Source organism: Sphingomonas sp. Leaf33 (genome assembly GCF_001421785.1).
Taxonomy (GTDB): domain Bacteria; phylum Pseudomonadota; class Alphaproteobacteria; order Sphingomonadales; family Sphingomonadaceae; genus Sphingomonas.
Genome location: NZ_LMLB01000001.1, coordinates 720,111 through 735,667 on the forward strand (window position 1 = coordinate 720,111; position 15,557 = coordinate 735,667).

Genomic DNA, 15,557 nt, shown 5'->3' on the forward strand with positions numbered 1-15,557 from the left:
TTCGCGTCGCGGTCCCCCTCCCCGTGTCGGGGAGGATTTTGCGTGACACCCATCATTCTGCTGTCGCTCAAAGTCGCCATCGTCGCGGTCGTTTCGTCGTTGCCGGTCGCCTTTGCGCTCGCCTGGGTGCTGGCGCGGGTGTCCTTCCCGGGCAAGCTGCTGCTCGACGGACTGGTGCACCTGCCGCTCGTCGTGCCGCCGGTGGTGACCGGCTGGCTGTTGCTGCTCGCTTTTGCCGCCGATGGGCCGCTGGCGATGTTCGGCGACGCGGTGCTGTTCCGCTGGACCGGCGCGGCGATCGCCAGTGGCGTGATGGCGCTGCCGCTGATGGTGCGCGCGATGCGGCTGTCGATCGAGGGTGTCGACCGGCGGCTGGAGAATGCCGCGCGCACATTGGGCGCGGGGCGCTGGCGGGTCTTCGCGACCGTCACCCTGCCCCTCAGCCTGCCGGGTATCCTGGCCGCCGCAATCCTGGGGTTTGCGCGGGCGCTGGGCGAATTCGGCGCGACGATCACCTTCGTATCGAACGTGCCGGGCGAGACCGAGACGTTGCCACTGGCCATCTATGCCGCGCTCCAGGTGCCGGGCAGCGAAGGCGCGGTGTGGCGGCTGGCGGGGGTGTCGGTGGCGCTGTCGCTCGCCGCACTGGTGGCGTCGGAACTGCTCGTGCGCCGCGCGGGCCGGGGGCAGCATGCGGTTTGAGGTCGATGTCGCGGGCCTCGTCGGCGAGACGGAGGTCGCGTGCGCCTTCACCGCCGACGCCGGGCTGACCGTGCTGTTCGGACCCAGCGGCGTGGGCAAGACGAGCGTGCTGAACATGATCGCAGGGCTGCGGACGCCGACGCGCGGGCACGTGCGGATCGGCGGGGATACGGTGTTCGACGCGGCAGCGCGCGTGAACCTTCCGCCCGAGCGGCGCGGGATCGGCTATGTCTTCCAGGACGCGCGGCTGTTTCCGCACAAGCGGGTACGGGCCAACCTGCTCTACGGCGCGACCGACGGCAGCGGCCTCGCGGAGGCGTGCGCGTTTCTCGGCATCGCGCATCTGCTCGATCGCTGGCCGCGGACGCTGTCGGGTGGCGAGGCGCGGCGCGTGGCGATCGGCCGCGCGCTGCTCAGCGGCCCGCGGGCGCTGCTGCTGGACGAACCGCTGTCGTTCCTGGATGCCGCGCGCCGGGCGGAGATCGAGGGCGTGATCCTGCGGTTGCGCGATGCCGGCGACATGCCGATCGTGATGGTGACGCATGATGCTGGCGAGGCGGAACGACTGGCGACGCAGGTGGTGCGGGTCGGATAAACGTTACAAATTCCGTTCGTGCTGAGCTTGTCGAAGCACCGTACTTCGTGCCGCAAATTCAGCGCTCGCGGATCAAAGAACGGTGCTTCGGCCAGGGGCCCATCAAAGTAATACTTTGATGGGCGCCCGACAGGCTCAGCACGAACGGTTTGTGGTCAGTATCTCGATCAAGCCGCCGCCTTCGCCGCGTCGCTCGCCAGCTTGTCGACGCGTTCGTTGTCAGGGTGGCCGGTGTGGCCCTTGACCCAGGTCCATTCGATCCGGTGGGGCTGCGCGGCGGCGAGGAGCGCCTGCCACAGTTCGGCGTTCTTGACCGGCTTGCGGTCTGCGGTCTTCCAGCCGTTGCGTTGCCAGCCGTGGATCCACTTCGTCAGGCCGTCCATCACGTAGCGGCTGTCGGTCGACAGCTTGACGCGGCACGGCTGTTTCAGCGCCGACAGCGCGCGGATTGCGGCCATCAGTTCCATGCGGTTGTTGGTCGTCGGGTTCTCAGCCCCCGACATCTCTTTTTCCTTTGCGCCGAAACGCAGCAGCGCACCCCAGCCGCCGGGGCCGGGATTGCCCTTGCACGCGCCGTCGGTGGCGATTTCGACGAAGGGGAGTTCGGCGGAACGGTCGGTCATGTCAGCGTCTTCAGGAGTGTTGCGAGGTTGGGATCGTAGATTTTCAGCCGCCGCCAGAAGGCGAGCGGGTCCTTCCGCATGACGAGCGCGTCTGCCGGCGTATTGATCCAGTCCCACGCGCGCGAAAGCGTGAAGCGGATGCACGCCCCCACAGCAAGGTCATTGAACGCGGCCCGATCTTCAACGGTCAGGGGAAAGCGCGACGCATAACCGGCGATCAGCGCGTCGCCGATAGCCGCATCGTAGTCGCGTCCGCTGGAGTCGAACGACCACGCGGCGTGCATCACTGCCAAGTCATAAAGACGGATGTCGGTACAGGCGAAATAGAAATCGATCAGACCGGTGACCCGGTCGCCCAGCATCAGCACATTGTCAGGAAAGAGATCGGCATGGATCGCGCATCGATCCAAGTTGCCGGGCCACGTCGCCGCAAGATCGGCGAGCGCGAAGGCGATGTCGCGATGCAGTCCTGGTGCGATCTCATCCAAGCTTTGACCACATTGATCGAGCAGCGGACGCCAGCTGTCGAAGCCCATCGAGTTAACGCGATCGAGCGGGAAATCCGCAACCGCCGAATGCAGTTCCGCCAAGGCCGTGCCGGCGGCCGACGCTTGCGCCAGCGTAGCGTGGCTGAGAGACACGCCGGGCAGGAAACGGATCAGGCAGGCCGCTCGGCCCTCGAGTTCCTGGATCGCGGTGCCGGAGCGGTCGGGGATCGCCGGCGGCACCGGCAGGCCCTTGGCCGCCAGATGATCGAGCAGGGCCATGAAATAGGGCAGGTCGCCCGCCGCCACGCGCTTTTCGTACAGCGTCAGGATGAAGCGGTCGCGGGTGGTGTCGACGAGGTAATTGGAGTTTTCGACACCCTCGGCGATGCCCTTGGCCGAGACGAGGTCGCCGACGTCGTAGCGGGCGAGGAAGGCCGACAGCGTTTCGGCCGAGACGTGCGTGTAGACGGCCATTTCCGGCAAACCCCGTTCGTGCTGAGCTTGTCGAAGCACTGTCCTTTGTAGGAAAGCGCGCGCAAAGAAGAAAAAGCAGCACTTCGACAAGCTCAGTGCGAACGGGGGTCAGGGGGCTACCCCTTACGCCGCCTGCAATTCCTTAGGCAGCTTGAAAGCGATCGACTCGCGGGTCGTTTCCTCCTCGCGCTCGTGCACGTCGTAGCGCGTGCTCAACAAGTCCACGAGTTCGCGGATCAGGACTTCGGGGGCGGACGCGCCGGCGGTCAGCCCGAGCGTGCCGACGCCGTCGAGCCACGCCCAGTCGAGATCGGCGGCGCGCTGGATCAGGTGCGCCGACACGCCTTCGCGCTTCGCCACTTCGACCAGCCGCAGCGAATTGGACGAATTCGGCGCGCCGATGACCAGCATCAGGTCGCACTGGCCGGCGATCGCCTTGACCGCAGCCTGGCGGTTCGAGGTCGCGTAGCAGATGTCGTCGGCCTTGGGCGCGACGATCGCGGGGAAGCGGCGCTGGAGGATGCCCATGATTGCGGCGGTGTCGTCGACCGACAGCGTGGTCTGGGTCAGGAACGCTAGGTTTTCCGGATCGGCGGGCGCGAAGCTCTCGGCGTCCTCCTCGGTCTCGATCAGCGTCATGTTGCCCTCGGGCACCTGGCCGAAGGTGCCGATGACTTCGGGGTGTCCGGCGTGGCCGACGAACAGAATGTGGCGGCCGGCAGCCACTAGGCGTTCGGCCTGGCGATGGACCTTGCTGACCAGCGGGCAGGTCGCATCGAGGTAGCTGAGGCCACGCGACTCCGCCTTGGCCGGCACCGCCTTGGGCACGCCGTGCGCGGAAAAGACCACCGGCACGCCGTCGGGTACGTCGTCCAGCGTCTCGACGAACACCGCGCCCTTGGCCTTCAGCGTGTCGACGACGAACTTGTTGTGGACGATTTCATGCCGGACATAGACCGGCGCGCCGTAGCGCTCGATCGCCAGTTCGACGATCTGGATCGCGCGGTCGACCCCGGCGCAGAAGCCGCGCGGCGCAGCGATGAGGAGGTCGAGGACGGGCTTGGGGGCTTCGGTCATCACACCTTGGCCACTACGCGATTGTGGAAGCGCGCGGAAGTACGCGTGTGCTTGCGCGGGCCGAAGCCGCTTGGTAGCGCGGGCCCGGCGTTTCGAAAGGTTCCCCCGTTGATCTCCCGTAAGCTCGTCGTTCTCGCGACCCTCGCCCTTCTCGGCACCACCGCCTGCTCGCGGCGGGGTGAGATCGACGCATCGGGCGGCATCACCGCCGTCCGCACCGCCTGCCCGATCGTCGCGGTGCCCGCCGGGACCGGCGACATCACGCTGTTCACCTCGCCCACCGACCGCACGCAGGACGCGATCGACGTGACGGCGTCGATCACCAACGTGCGCGCGACCTGCACCGACAGCGGCGATCCCATCGTCAGCCAGATCACCTTCGACGTGATCGGCCGGCGGACCGACACATCCGCTGCGCGCGACGTGACGCTGCCGTATTTCACGACCGTGGTGCAGGGGGGCAGCGTGGTCGTCGCCAAGCGCGTCGGCCAGGCGACGCTCCGCTTCGCCGCGGGCCAGGCGCGTGCGCAGGCGACCGGCACCGGCACTGCCTATGTCACCCGCGCCGCCGCGACGCTGCCCGACGATATCCGCCAGCAGATCACGCGCGAGCGCAAGCCGGGCCAGGAGGACGCGGCGATCGACCCGCTGGCCGATCCCACCGTGCGCACCGCGGTCGCCAAGGCGACGTTCGAGGCGCTGGTCGGCTTCCAGCTGACCGACGAGCAGCTGAAGTACAACGTCACGCGGTGAGGTTTCCGGTGCTCCCGCGCAGGCGGGAGCCCAGGGCCGCAAGGGTCCGACCTCAGTTACTCTGGGCTCCCGCCTGCGCGGGAGCACAGCGGGGATTTACGCCTCCGGAGCCTCGTAGCCTTTCAGCTCGTCGCCGATCAGGCGGACGACGTGGAGCACGTTGGTGCTGCCCGGCGTCTTGAACGGCACGCCCGCGCAGATGATGATGCTGTCGCCCGCCCCAGCGATGCCGTGGCGCAGCGCCATGCGCTTGGCCTTGCCGACCATCTCCTCGAACGAATCGACATCGCGGGTGTGGACGGCGTGGACGCCCCACAGCAGCCCCAGCTTGCGCGCGGTGTCCAGTTCGGGGGTCAGCACCAGGATCGGCACCGACGGCCGCTCGCGCGCGATGCGGCGTGCGGTGGACCCTGAACTGGTGAAGCACACGATCGCCTTGGCCGATGCGGTCAGCGCGATGCCCTTGGCCGCTTCGGCCAGCGCGTCGGCGGTGGTCGGATCGGGTTTCAGCACGGTGAAGTGGACGCGGTCGCCGTGCGCGGGGTCCTCCTCCACCGACACCGCGATCAGGTCCATCATCGTGACCGATTCGATCGGCCAGGCGCCCGCCGCGCTTTCCGCCGACAGCATGATCGCGTCCGCCCCGTCATAGACCGCGGTGGCGACGTCGGAGACTTCGGCGCGGGTCGGCGACGGACTGGTAATCATCGATTCGAGCATCTGCGTCGCGACGACCACCGGCTTGCCCTGGCGGCGCGCGGTCTCGACGATGCGCTTCTGTAGCGGCGGCACCGACTGCGGCGGCAGTTCGACGCCCAGGTCGCCGCGCGCGACCATCACGCCGTCGCAATGTTCGACGATCTCCTCCAGCCGCGCGACGGCCGAGGGCTTCTCGATCTTGGCGAGGAGCGCCGCGCGGCCGCCGATCAGCTTGCGCCCCTCGGCCAGATCCTCGGGTCGCTGGACGAAGCTCATCGCGATCCAGTCCACCCCGACATCCAGCGCGAACGCCATGTCGCTGCGGTCCTTCTCGGTCAGCGCGGCGAGCGGCAGGACCATGTCGGGAACGTTCAGCCCCTTGTTGTTGCTCAGCATGCCGCCGACGACGACTTCCGTCACGATGCGGTCGGCGTCGTGGTCGACGACGCGCAGCACCATCTTGCCGTCGTCGAGCAGCAGGCGCGCGCCGTCCTCGGCCGCGGCAAAGATCTCGCGGTGCGGCAGGCGGACGCGGGTGGTGTCGCCCAATGCCTCGTCCCGGTCGAGCACGAAGCGCTGGCCGGTTTCCAGCGGCACCTTGCCGTCCGCGAACTGGCCGACCCGCAGCTTCGGCCCCTGCAGGTCGGCGAGGATCGTGGTCGGGCGGCCCAGCGTCTTTTCGATGCTGCGGATGGCGGCGATCACCGGGCGCTTCGATTCCTGGTCGCCGTGGCTCATGTTCACGCGGAATGCGTCGGCACCGGCAGCGAACAGCTTCGCGATCATCTCGGGCGTGCTGGAGGCGGGGCCCAGCGTCGCGAGCACACGGACCTTGCGATTGCGGGGCGGGAACAGGTCGGTCATGGGATTCCTTCGCACGGGCTTTCACGAGACGCCCTAGCCGGTAAATGAGTCGGCGTTCAATGAATAGGAATGCATCGCATGGATGACCTCGACCGTATCGACGATCAGGCTGCCGCCGCGGCGTTTCGCCGGCTGGTCCGCCACCTGCGCCACCGGACGGATGCGCAGAACGTCGACCTGATGGGGCTGGCGGGCTTCTGCCGCAATTGCCTGAGCGACTGGGTCGGCGAAGCGGCGGGGGTGGACAAGGACACCGCGCGCGCCGCGATCTACGGCATGCCCTATGGTAAGTGGAAGGCGCAGCATCAGGGCGAGGCGACGCCCGAACAGCTGGCGCGCATGGCCGAGAGCGTGGCGAAGAACCCGGCCTGACGCAAAAAAGGGGCAGCGCGACCGCCGCCCCTTTTCACGTCTGACATCTAGGCTTAGCGGGTCGCGTCGGTCTTGCCCGACTTGCCGGGCACGCCGTCGTTGGCACCGTTGCCGAAGCCGTTGTTGCCCTTGGCCTTCTTGCTCGGCGCGCAGACCGGCGGGGTCGGCGTGCACGGCGGCGGTGGCGTGTAGCAGCCGGTTCCGCCCGACACTGTAGTGAATTCGGTCGCGATTAGGGTACGCATGACAGTCTCTCCTCCTTGGTGATGTCAGGGCGTGCCGATGCGTGACAGCATCTGGAAGCGGTAATCGTCGCGTTAACCGCGATAATGTGGCCGCTTGCGGGCGATGTTGTTACCGACCGTGGTTACCGTGCCGCACCGACCCACCGACAGATCACCAGTAGAACGCGGGCGACGACCACGCGCGGCTGTAGGAATAGCTGTAGCTCGACGAATAGCTGTACGAATAGGACGAGCTGTAGGAGTAGCTGTTCGACGACGACGAACCGCCGGTGTTGCACGCGGGCGGGGTCGGCTCGCACGCCGCCGGTGGGGTGTAGCAGCCGCCGCCGCGACGGCCGGCGCCGGTGACGGTCGCGATTTCCTGGGTCGACAAGGTGCGCATAAGCAAGAGTCCTTCGAGAGTTGACCGGGCATAGGTAACGCGCACACCATGCCGCGACGAAGGGGCGATCCGCGCGGACGTCCGGCGACCTGTCCCGTTAAGAGACAGGGTTAACGTGTGGTGAGGGGGCAGCGATGAAGGCATGGATGATAGGCGCGGCGGTGATGGTCGCGATGCCGGCGGCGGCGCAGACGGCGGCACCGGTCGCGGCGGACAAAATCACCTACATCCAAGCCGGGCGATTGCTCGCCGATCCCGCGAAGGCCCCGCGCGGCAATTCCACGATCATCGTGCGCGGCGGCAAGGTGGCCGAGGTCCGCGACGGCTTCGTGGCACCCGAAGGCGGCGCGGCGCTGGTCGACCTGAAGGACCGCTATGTCCTGCCCGGCCTGATCGACATGCACGTCCATTTCTATTCGTCGGGCTATCCGCTGAAATCGCGGTTGGAGGCATCGGGCGTGGACAAGGAGGACGCCTTCGTCGCCGCTGCCGGCCGCGCGCGGGCGACGCTGCTGACCGGCTTCACGACCGTCCGCGATCTCGGTGCACCCGAGCCGCGCGGCATCCGCGCGCTGCGCGACGCGATCGCGCGCGGTGACCTGGAGGGGCCGACGATCGTCAACGCCGGCCGCATGATCTCGGTCACCGCCGGGCACGGCGATGCCAACGGTTTGAAGGAGGATTATGCCCACGCCGAACGGATGGAGGCGACGCATCTGTGCAACGGCGCCGACGACTGCCGCCGCGCGACCCGCGAGCAGATCTTTACCGGCGCCGAGGTCATCAAGTTCGCCGCGTCGGGCGGGGTGGGCTCGAACATCGCCGGCGGGCTGGAGGCGCAGATGACGCCCGAGGAGATGAAGGCGGTCGTCGACACCGCGCACAGCTTCGGCCGCAAGGCGACCGCGCACGCGCACGGAAAGTCGGGGATCGACACGGCCCTGCGCGCCGGCGTCGATTCGATCGAACACGGCAGCTATATCGACGACGAGACGATCCGCCTGTTCAAGGAACGTGGCGCGTACCTCGTGCCCACGATGCACGCTTTCGAAAGCGTCATCCGCCAGAGCCGCGCGGGCGAACGCCCTGCCGCGTCGGCGGCGAAGGCAGAAGAAGTGGCCAAGGTCGTCAAGGACAGCCACCGCCGTGCCTTTGCCCAAGGGGTGAAGGTCGCGTTCGGCACCGATTCGGGCGTCGGCCCGCACGCGACCAACGCGCTGGAATTCGGCTACATGACCGCCGTCGGCATGACGCCCGCGCAGGCGATCCGCACCGCGACGGTCGACGCCGCTGCGCTGCTGGGCCGCGAAAACCGCATCGGCCGGATCGCACCTGGCATGGATGCGGACATCATCGCGGTGGCGGGCGACCCGGTGGTCGACGTCGCGCGGCTGAACGCGGTGGACTTCGTGATGCAGCGCGGCGCGGTGCGGAAGATGGCGGGTAAGGTCGCGCTGTTTCCGGCGGAGTGATGTGCGGAAATGGCGTCTGCTTCGCCCGAAAGCGGACAATTCGAGGGCGCGGGGGTGACCGCGGGATATGTGCCGGGTAGGTGAGGCCGCGAGTGGCGATCGAAAGTCGGTCAGCCTCCAGGAGAGTATGCATGCTTTTCCACACCATGGTCGGGTCGAACGACATCGAACGGTCAAAGCGCTTCTACGACACGGTGCTCGGCACCTTGGGGGCAGGGGAAGGGACGCGGAACATCGCCGACAGCGGTCATACACGCCTGATTTACAATAACGGCAACGGGACCAACTTCATCGTCAGCCAGCCGATCAACGATGAACCGGCAAGCGTCGCCAACGGCAGCACCGTCGCCTTTTCCTGCGACTCGCCGGAGCAGGTGAAGCAGCTTCACGACACCGCCGTTGCCGCTGGCGGAACCTCGATCGAAGCTCCGCCCGGACCGCGCGAAACGGCCTCCATGGGCACCATCGAACTGGCCTATTTTCGTGATCCCGACGGCAACAAGCTGTGCGGAATTCACTTTCCGGCCTGATCCGGTCGGCACGGGTCCGCGTCTGACCATGGCGGACCTCGATCATGCGATCCCGCGAATGTCCGCTTCCGACCCAAGATCGGCCATTTGCGGCAGGTCACTGCCCGACCTGCCACCCCTTGCACTCATGACCGGTTAGGGTAAACGCCGCTGCCTTAGCCGGTTTCGGACGCCCCGAAAGGCGCGACGCCGGCGCCTCAATTGGAGCGAGCAATGACCGATAACGTGTCGGCCGAGCAGCTGCGCCTGTTCATCGAGCGCATCGAACGGCTGGAAGAAGAAAAGCGCGGTATCGCCGACGACATCAAGGACGTCTACGGCGAAGCGAAGTCGACCGGTTTCGATTCGAAGACGATGCGCAAGATCGTCGGTCTGCGGAAAATGGAGAAGCACCACCGCGACGAGGCGGATGCTTTGCTGGAGACGTACCGCAACGCGCTGGGTCTCGTGTAAAGATACCGTCGTATCCGCGAAGGCGGGAATCCATCTCCCGCGGCGGTCGCGCGGGCAGTCCGGGAGATGGGTCCCCGCGTTTGCGGGAAAGACGGGGTTGGGAGGTTGCCCAGCCCAACCTACCGGGCGATGTCCTCTATCCGTCAAGGCCCGCCGCCCATGTCAAAACCCCCGCTCGACGAACTCGCCCAGCATCTGCTCGGCAAGCCCGCGGTTGAGCTCGATCCCGAGGAACGCCGAGTCCTCGAGACGATCGAGGCGGGAACCCTCATCACGCGCGATGCCGGCGACGTCGCCGACGAGCGCGAAAGCTTCGGGGACCGGCTGTCGGATCGCGTTGCGGCGGTCGGCGGCAGCTGGGGCTTCATCATCGCGTTCTCGGTGGTGCTGGTCGGGTGGATGCTGCTCAATTCCGACGTGCTCCAGCATTTCGGGTTGGCCTTCGACCCCTATCCCTACATCTTCCTCAACCTGATGCTGTCGACGGTCGCGGCGATCCAGGCGCCGGTCATCATGATGAGCCAGAATCGCCAGGCGCGGAAGGACCGGCTGGCGGCGAGCCTGGATTTCGAAACCAACCTGCGCGCCGAGATCGAGATCCTGCGGCTGCACCACAAGCTGGACGTCGCGGTTGTCGAGCGGTTGCGGGCGCTGGAGGCGAAGATCGATGCTCTGGCGATTTCCGCGTCCCGCGACTAAGACCCGCCGCAATCATTCCAGAGGCGACCATGGCAGGCCATTCCAAATTCAAGAACATCATGCACCGCAAGGGCGCGCAGGATAAGAAGCGCTCGGGCATGTTTTCCAAGCTCAGCCGCGAAATCACGGTCGCGGCGAAGATGGGTCTGCCAGACCCCGACATGAACCCGCGCCTGCGCGCCGCGGTCAACGCGGCCAAGGCGCAGTCGATGCCCAAGGACAACATCCAGCGCGCGATCGACAAGGCATCAAAGGGTGATACCGAGAATTACGAGGAAATCCGGTACGAAGGCTTCGGCCCCGGCGGCGTGTCGCTCATCATCGAGGCACTGACCGACAACCGCAACCGCACCGTGACCAACGTCCGCACCGCGGTCAGCAAGAACGGCGGCAATCTGGGCGCGTCGGGATCGGTCAGCCACGGTTTCGACCGGGTCGGCCTGATCTCCTACCCGGCGTCGGCCGGTGACGCCGAAAAGGTGTTCGAAGCCGCACTGGACGCAGGCGCGGAAGACGTGACGTCGAGCGAGGACGGGCACGAGATCTGGACCGACCAGGGCGGTCTCCATGAAGTCATGAAGGCGCTGGAGCCGGTGCTGGGCGAAGCCGAAGGCGCCAAGCTCGCCTGGCGGCCGCAGACGATGGTCGAGGTCGACGAGAGCGACGCCGCGACGCTGTTCAAGCTGATCGACGCGCTGGACGACGACGACGACGTTCAGACCGTGTGGGGCAATTACGAAGTCTCCGACGCGGTGATGGAAAAGCTGGGCTAAATGCGATCCTCCCTGGCACGGGGAGGGGGACCACGCGCAGCGTGGTGGAAGGGGGGCGCCGCGAGTGCACCGCCTGCGGGACGCCCCCTCCACCGCTCTTCGAGCGGTCCCCCTCCCCAGATCGGGGAGGATTGTTCATGATCATCCTCGGCCTCGACCCCGGACTCGGCACGACCGGTTGGGGCATCATCGCGGCGGAGGGGAATCGCCTGCGCCATATCGCCAACGGCCAGATCCGGACCGAGCCGGCGATGCCGCTGCCGCGCCGCCTGTCGAACCTGTACGAGGCGCTGGGCGAGGTCATTCGCGCCGAACGCCCCGACAGCGCGGCAGCCGAGGAAGTGCTGGGCAACAGCAATGCGCAATCGACGCTGAAGCTGGGGCAGGCGCGCGGCGTCGTGCTGCTGGCGGCGGCGACGGCGGGGCTGGTCATCGGCGAATATCACCCGAGCACGGTCAAGAAGGCGGTCGTCGGCACCGGAGGCGCGGAGAAGCGGCAGATCCAGGCGATGGTGGGCGTGTTGCTGCCGGGCGTGAAGCTCGCCGGGCCGGACGCCGCCGACGCGCTGGCGGTGGCGATCACCCATGCGCACCACGTCGCGAGTGCGCGCTCTATGGGACTCGCCGGGCGGCGGTGAGGGCAGCGGAAGGGGCTGGTCGATTGGGGGTGTTCCGGTTAGGTTCCGGGGTGATGTGTGTTCTTTCCCTCCGCCACGCCGTCAGACAGGACGGCTTCGCCGCCCTGCTGCTCGCCGTGGCGACTCCGCGATTCGCTTGCGCAAATCGCTGGGCGCCCGCTCCGTGATCGCCCATCTCAAAGGCATCCTGACGTCCACGGCCAGCGACCACGCCGTCATCGACGTCGGCGGGGTCGGCTATCTCGTCGGCGCATCCGCCCGCACGCTCGATGCGCTGGGCGCGGTGGGGGAGGGGGTGACGCTCCATACCGAACTGCTGGTGGGCGAGGATTTCCTGCGCCTGGTCGGCTTCGCGACCGCGTCCGAGCGTGACTGGTTCCGCCTGTTGACCGGCGTGCAGGGCGTCGGCGCGCGCGTGGCGCTGGCGATCCTGTCCGCACTGCCGCCCGACGACCTGTCGCGCGCTGTGGCGGCGCAGGACAAGGCGATGGTCGCCCGCGCGAACGGCGTCGGCCCGAAACTGGCCGAACGCATCGTGCGCGAACTGAAGGACAAGGTCGGGACGGTCGCGCTGGGGCCGATGACGGGCGGCGCGGTGGCGCCGGCCGGCAGTGCCGCGGGCGACGCGCTGTCGGCGCTCGGCAACCTGGGCTTCCGACCGGCCGAGGCGAGCGCGGCGGTCGCGGCGGCGGAGGAGGAACTTGGTCCGAGCGCGACGCTCGACGCGCTGGTGCGTCTGGCGCTCAGGAAGGCGGCAAAGAAACAATGATTGAGAAAAACGGCCATTTCTTTGAAGTGTACGGGCCATTCAAGATCGAGCTAATTGATGGGCTATGCTATCGACCGTCAAAATATTGGTGGGATACGAGAGTAAATGTTTATGATGGACCGTCACCTGAAAGGGGGATTGGTTGTTATATGTTTACAATGGGAGATGCTGATATAAAGCCGTGGTATATTGGTAAGACAATTTGTCAGGGTAGCTTTCGTGAAGAAGCTTTTGATGATCATAAACTACAGATTTATAACGAAGTTATATCCCGCCGACGTGGGCCCGCGATGATATATTTTTTTCCTTTAATTACGAAATCGTTTTCTGAGACAGACTGGAATCTGAGCGAAAATCGATCGGGTGGTGCCCGGGCGATAAATTGGCTTGAGAAATTTTTGATAGGTATGGCCTATGGCCAAAATTCGGAATTGATGAACCGGCGCGATGTAGTTTTTTTGCGAACAGTCCATTTGCGAGGAATCTTAGGAAAAAATCCATCGGGCCGTCCTCACGGCGAAATTGAAAAAGCTAGGCAGGCTTTGCGCGGCAAATGACCGACGATCGCATCCTGACCGCCAGCCGCCGCCCCGAGGACGTCGATGCTGCGCTGCGTCCGAAGAGCCTCGACGAGTTCGTCGGGCAGAAGGCGGCGCGGGGGAACCTACGCGTGTTCATCGATGCGGCCAAATCCCGCGGCGATGCGCTGGACCATGTGCTGTTCTTCGGGCCGCCGGGTCTCGGCAAGACGACGCTGGCGCAGATCGTCGCGCGCGAGATGGGGGTGGGTTTTCGCGCGACCAGCGGGCCGGTCATCGCCAAGTCGGGCGATCTGGCGGCGTTGCTGACCAATCTGGAGGACGGCGACGTCCTGTTCATCGACGAGATCCACCGCCTGAATCCCGCGGTCGAGGAAGTGTTGTATCCGGCGATGGAGGACCGCGCGCTCGATCTGATGATCGGCGAGGGACCGTCGGCGCGGTCGGTACGGATCGATCTTCCGCGCTTTACGCTGGTCGGGGCGACCACGCGGCAGGGCTTGCTGACCACCCCCTTGCGCGATCGCTTCGGCATTCCGGTGCGGCTGCAATTCTATACCGAGGACGAATTGCTGCGCGTGGTGACGCGCGCGGCCGGGTTGCTCGACCTGCGGGTGTCCGACGACGGTGCGCGCGAGATCGCCCGGCGGAGCCGGGGCACCCCGCGGATTGCCGGGCGGCTGCTGCGGCGGGTGCGCGACTTCGCGACGGTCGCCGGGGTCGAGACGGTGGATGCCAAGGCCGCCGACGGCGCGCTGACCCGGCTGGAGGTCGACAACCTGGGCCTCGACGCAATGGACCGGCGGTACCTGACGATGATCGCCGACATCTACAAGGGCGGGCCGGTCGGCGTGGAAACGCTGGCCGCGGGCCTGAGCGAACCGCGCGATACGATCGAGGAAGTGATCGAGCCGTATCTGATCCAGCTCGGCCTGATCGCGCGGACGGCGCGGGGACGGTGCCTGAACGGGCTGGGGTGGAAGCATCTTGGGCTCGAGCCGCCGACAGGGTCGCAGGACGGGTTGTTCGATTGAGGGCGTAGGCGCCGCCAAGCCCTCATCCCCGCCTTTGCGTGGGCGAGGACAGGGTTTTGCGAAGCGAAATCCACTTCCGGGGTTCCGCCCCCCGCCCAACACGGTTAACAGCCTGTGGCATGGACGCCACACCCGCACCGATGCCGCTGGAGGGCCGTTTCGACGGCGCTGAGCATCTGTTCGTATGCCGTGTCTATTTCGAGGATACCGACCTGTCGGGGGTCGTCTATCACGCCAATTACCTGCGCTACATGGAACGCGCGCGATCGGCGATGCTGCGCGCGGCGGGCATCGACCAGCGCGCGGCGCATGAGGCGGGGGAGGGGGTGTATGTCGTTCGCGACATCGCGCTTCGCTATCATGCGCCGGCCCGCCTCGACGACACGCTGAGCGTCGTGTCGCGCCTGATCCAGGTTCGCGCGGCATCGGTCGTCATTCATCAGAGAGTCATGCGCGACACCGTCCAACTGACGGACGCGACGGTGGAGGCGGCGTTCGTCGCTCCTTCGGGCCGTCCGCGTCGCCAGTCGCCTGCGTGGACCGCAATTTTCGAACGCCTGATCTGGCAGGGGGAATAGAACGGACATGGAGCTTATCGCCAACACCGACGCCGCGACGCTGTCGCCCGTCGCGCTGTTCCTGCAAGCCGACTGGGTCGTGAAGGCGGTGATGCTGGGGCTGCTGGCCGCCAGCGTCTGGACCTGGGCGATCATCGTGATGTTCTGGCGCCGGCTGGGTGCCGTGCGCAAGGACACCGCGCGGTTCGACGAGGCGTATCGCAGCGCCGCCGACATCGACGCGTTTCACCGCGCCGAGCGCGAGAGCGACCTGCCGATGGCGAAGGTGTTCGCCGCCGGGGTCGCCGAATGGCGGCGATCGACGTCGGGCAAGGTCATCGACCGCGACGGCACGCGCGAGCGGCTGGCGACGACGATGGGGGCGGCGACCGCGGCCGAGATCGATAAGCTCAGCGACCGGCTGAACGTGCTGGCGACGGTGGGCTCGGTCGCGCCGTTCGTCGGTCTGTTCGGCACCGTCTGGGGCATCATGCGGTCGTTCACCGCGATCGCCAGCCAGCAGAATTCGTCGCTGGCGGTGGTCGCGCCGGGCATAGCGGAGGCGCTGTTCGCGACCGCAATCGGCCTGTTCGCGGCGATCCCGGCGGTCATCGCGTACAACCGGTTCAGCCACGGCATCAACCGGATCGAGGCGCGGTTGAACCGGTTTGCCGATGGCTTCCATGCGACGCTCAGCCGTCAGCTGGACTCGGATCGGTGAGGGCTTTGCTGAAGGTCCTCCCCGGTACGGGGAGGGGGACCAGCCGCAGGCTGGTGGAGGGGGCTCTCCGCGAGCGAGCCCTTTGCGGCACCCCCCCC

21 protein-coding genes are annotated in these 15,557 nt (G+C 66.8%); 15 read left to right on the forward strand and 6 right to left on the reverse strand.

Annotated features, from left to right (window positions below; genetic code table 11):
• The first annotated feature begins 42 nt into the window (after positions 1–42).
• A complete protein-coding gene (modB, locus tag ASE86_RS03605) occupies positions 43–702 on the forward strand; it encodes a molybdate ABC transporter permease subunit (protein WP_056422435.1) in 660 nt (219 codons plus the stop codon).
• The gene (locus tag ASE86_RS03610) at positions 692–1,297 is read left to right on the forward strand and encodes an ATP-binding cassette domain-containing protein (protein WP_056422438.1); all 606 of its coding nucleotides are present in this window, start codon (positions 692–694) and stop codon (positions 1,295–1,297) included. The genes modB and ASE86_RS03610 overlap by 11 nt, the downstream gene beginning before the upstream one ends.
• A gap of 167 nt (positions 1,298–1,464) precedes the next feature.
• Here the strand turns inward: ASE86_RS03610 and rnhA are convergent, their stop codons facing one another.
• From rnhA to ispH, 3 genes are all read right to left on the reverse strand, one after another.
• A complete protein-coding gene (gene rnhA, locus ASE86_RS03615) occupies positions 1,465–1,920 on the reverse strand; it encodes a ribonuclease HI (RefSeq protein WP_056422442.1) in 456 nt (151 codons plus the stop codon).
• Complete coding sequence (gene thrB, locus ASE86_RS03620) at positions 1,917–2,882, reverse strand: homoserine kinase (RefSeq protein WP_056422444.1); 966 nt, start codon at positions 2,880–2,882, stop codon at positions 1,917–1,919. Before thrB ends, rnhA begins: the two co-directional genes overlap by 4 nt.
• A 123-nt stretch (positions 2,883–3,005) precedes the next feature.
• Positions 3,006–3,959, reverse strand: a complete 954-nt coding sequence (gene ispH, locus ASE86_RS03625; protein WP_056422447.1) for a 4-hydroxy-3-methylbut-2-enyl diphosphate reductase — start codon at positions 3,957–3,959, stop codon at positions 3,006–3,008.
• 108 nt (positions 3,960–4,067) lie between these two features.
• On the opposite strand from ispH, the gene ASE86_RS03630 reads away from it, so the two are divergent.
• Positions 4,068–4,712, forward strand: coding sequence for a hypothetical protein (locus tag ASE86_RS03630; RefSeq protein WP_056422451.1), 645 nt, complete (start codon positions 4,068–4,070; stop codon positions 4,710–4,712).
• A gap of 96 nt (positions 4,713–4,808) precedes the next feature.
• On the opposite strand, the gene pyk is transcribed toward ASE86_RS03630, so the two are convergent.
• On the reverse strand, positions 4,809–6,275 hold the full coding sequence (gene pyk, locus ASE86_RS03635) for a pyruvate kinase (protein ID WP_056422454.1): 1,467 nt from the start codon (positions 6,273–6,275) through the stop codon (positions 4,809–4,811).
• Between the two features lie 78 nt (positions 6,276–6,353).
• Between pyk and ASE86_RS03640 the strand changes: the two genes are divergently transcribed.
• Positions 6,354–6,647 (forward strand): DUF1244 domain-containing protein, encoded by a 294-nt coding sequence (locus ASE86_RS03640; RefSeq protein WP_056422457.1) that lies wholly within the window; start codon positions 6,354–6,356, stop codon positions 6,645–6,647.
• A gap of 53 nt (positions 6,648–6,700) precedes the next feature.
• On the opposite strand, the gene ASE86_RS03645 is transcribed toward ASE86_RS03640, so the two are convergent.
• A complete protein-coding gene (locus ASE86_RS03645) occupies positions 6,701–6,892 on the reverse strand; it encodes a hypothetical protein (protein WP_056422460.1) in 192 nt (63 codons plus the stop codon).
• A 151-nt stretch (positions 6,893–7,043) separates the two neighbouring features.
• Positions 7,044–7,274 carry a hypothetical protein gene (locus ASE86_RS03650; protein WP_056422463.1) on the reverse strand — a complete coding sequence of 77 codons (231 nt, stop codon included), beginning with the start codon at positions 7,272–7,274 and terminating at the stop codon, positions 7,044–7,046.
• A gap of 134 nt (positions 7,275–7,408) precedes the next feature.
• Between ASE86_RS03650 and ASE86_RS03655 the strand changes: the two genes are divergently transcribed.
• The 11 genes from ASE86_RS03655 to tolQ all read left to right on the forward strand — a co-directional run bounded on the left by ASE86_RS03655 (position 7,409) and on the right by tolQ (position 15,459).
• A complete protein-coding gene (locus ASE86_RS03655) occupies positions 7,409–8,746 on the forward strand; it encodes a metal-dependent hydrolase family protein (RefSeq protein WP_056422465.1) in 1,338 nt (445 codons plus the stop codon).
• 131 nt (positions 8,747–8,877) lie between these two features.
• Positions 8,878–9,276 (forward strand): VOC family protein, encoded by a 399-nt coding sequence (locus ASE86_RS03660; protein ID WP_056422467.1) that lies wholly within the window; start codon positions 8,878–8,880, stop codon positions 9,274–9,276.
• Between the two features lie 213 nt (positions 9,277–9,489).
• On the forward strand, positions 9,490–9,729 hold the full coding sequence (locus tag ASE86_RS03665; protein WP_056422468.1) for a DUF2312 domain-containing protein: 240 nt from the start codon (positions 9,490–9,492) through the stop codon (positions 9,727–9,729).
• A 159-nt stretch (positions 9,730–9,888) separates the two neighbouring features.
• Positions 9,889–10,428 (forward strand): DUF1003 domain-containing protein, encoded by a 540-nt coding sequence (locus ASE86_RS03670; RefSeq protein WP_056422476.1) that lies wholly within the window; start codon positions 9,889–9,891, stop codon positions 10,426–10,428.
• A gap of 29 nt (positions 10,429–10,457) precedes the next feature.
• A complete protein-coding gene (locus ASE86_RS03675; RefSeq protein ID WP_056422479.1) occupies positions 10,458–11,201 on the forward strand; it encodes a YebC/PmpR family DNA-binding transcriptional regulator in 744 nt (247 codons plus the stop codon).
• A 137-nt stretch (positions 11,202–11,338) separates the two neighbouring features.
• Complete coding sequence (gene ruvC / locus ASE86_RS03680; RefSeq protein WP_056422482.1) at positions 11,339–11,839, forward strand: crossover junction endodeoxyribonuclease RuvC; 501 nt, start codon at positions 11,339–11,341, stop codon at positions 11,837–11,839.
• Positions 11,840–12,002: 163 nt separating this feature from the next.
• Entirely contained in the window at positions 12,003–12,608 is a 606-nt protein-coding gene (ruvA, locus tag ASE86_RS03685) for a Holliday junction branch migration protein RuvA (protein WP_056426556.1), read from the forward strand.
• Complete coding sequence (locus ASE86_RS15880) at positions 12,605–13,165, forward strand: hypothetical protein (protein ID WP_156347017.1); 561 nt, start codon at positions 12,605–12,607, stop codon at positions 13,163–13,165. The genes ruvA and ASE86_RS15880 overlap by 4 nt, the downstream gene beginning before the upstream one ends.
• Positions 13,162–14,181: a Holliday junction branch migration DNA helicase RuvB gene (gene ruvB, locus ASE86_RS03690; protein WP_056422485.1), complete on the forward strand. Its 1,020-nt coding sequence runs from the start codon at positions 13,162–13,164 to the stop codon at positions 14,179–14,181. Before ASE86_RS15880 ends, ruvB begins: the two co-directional genes overlap by 4 nt.
• Positions 14,182–14,300: 119 nt before the next feature.
• Entirely contained in the window at positions 14,301–14,759 is a 459-nt protein-coding gene (locus tag ASE86_RS03695) for a YbgC/FadM family acyl-CoA thioesterase (protein WP_056422488.1), read from the forward strand.
• 7 nt (positions 14,760–14,766) lie between these two features.
• The gene (gene tolQ / locus ASE86_RS03700) at positions 14,767–15,459 is read left to right on the forward strand and encodes a protein TolQ (protein WP_056422491.1); all 693 of its coding nucleotides are present in this window, start codon (positions 14,767–14,769) and stop codon (positions 15,457–15,459) included.
• The last annotated feature ends 98 nt before the right edge of the window (positions 15,460–15,557 follow it).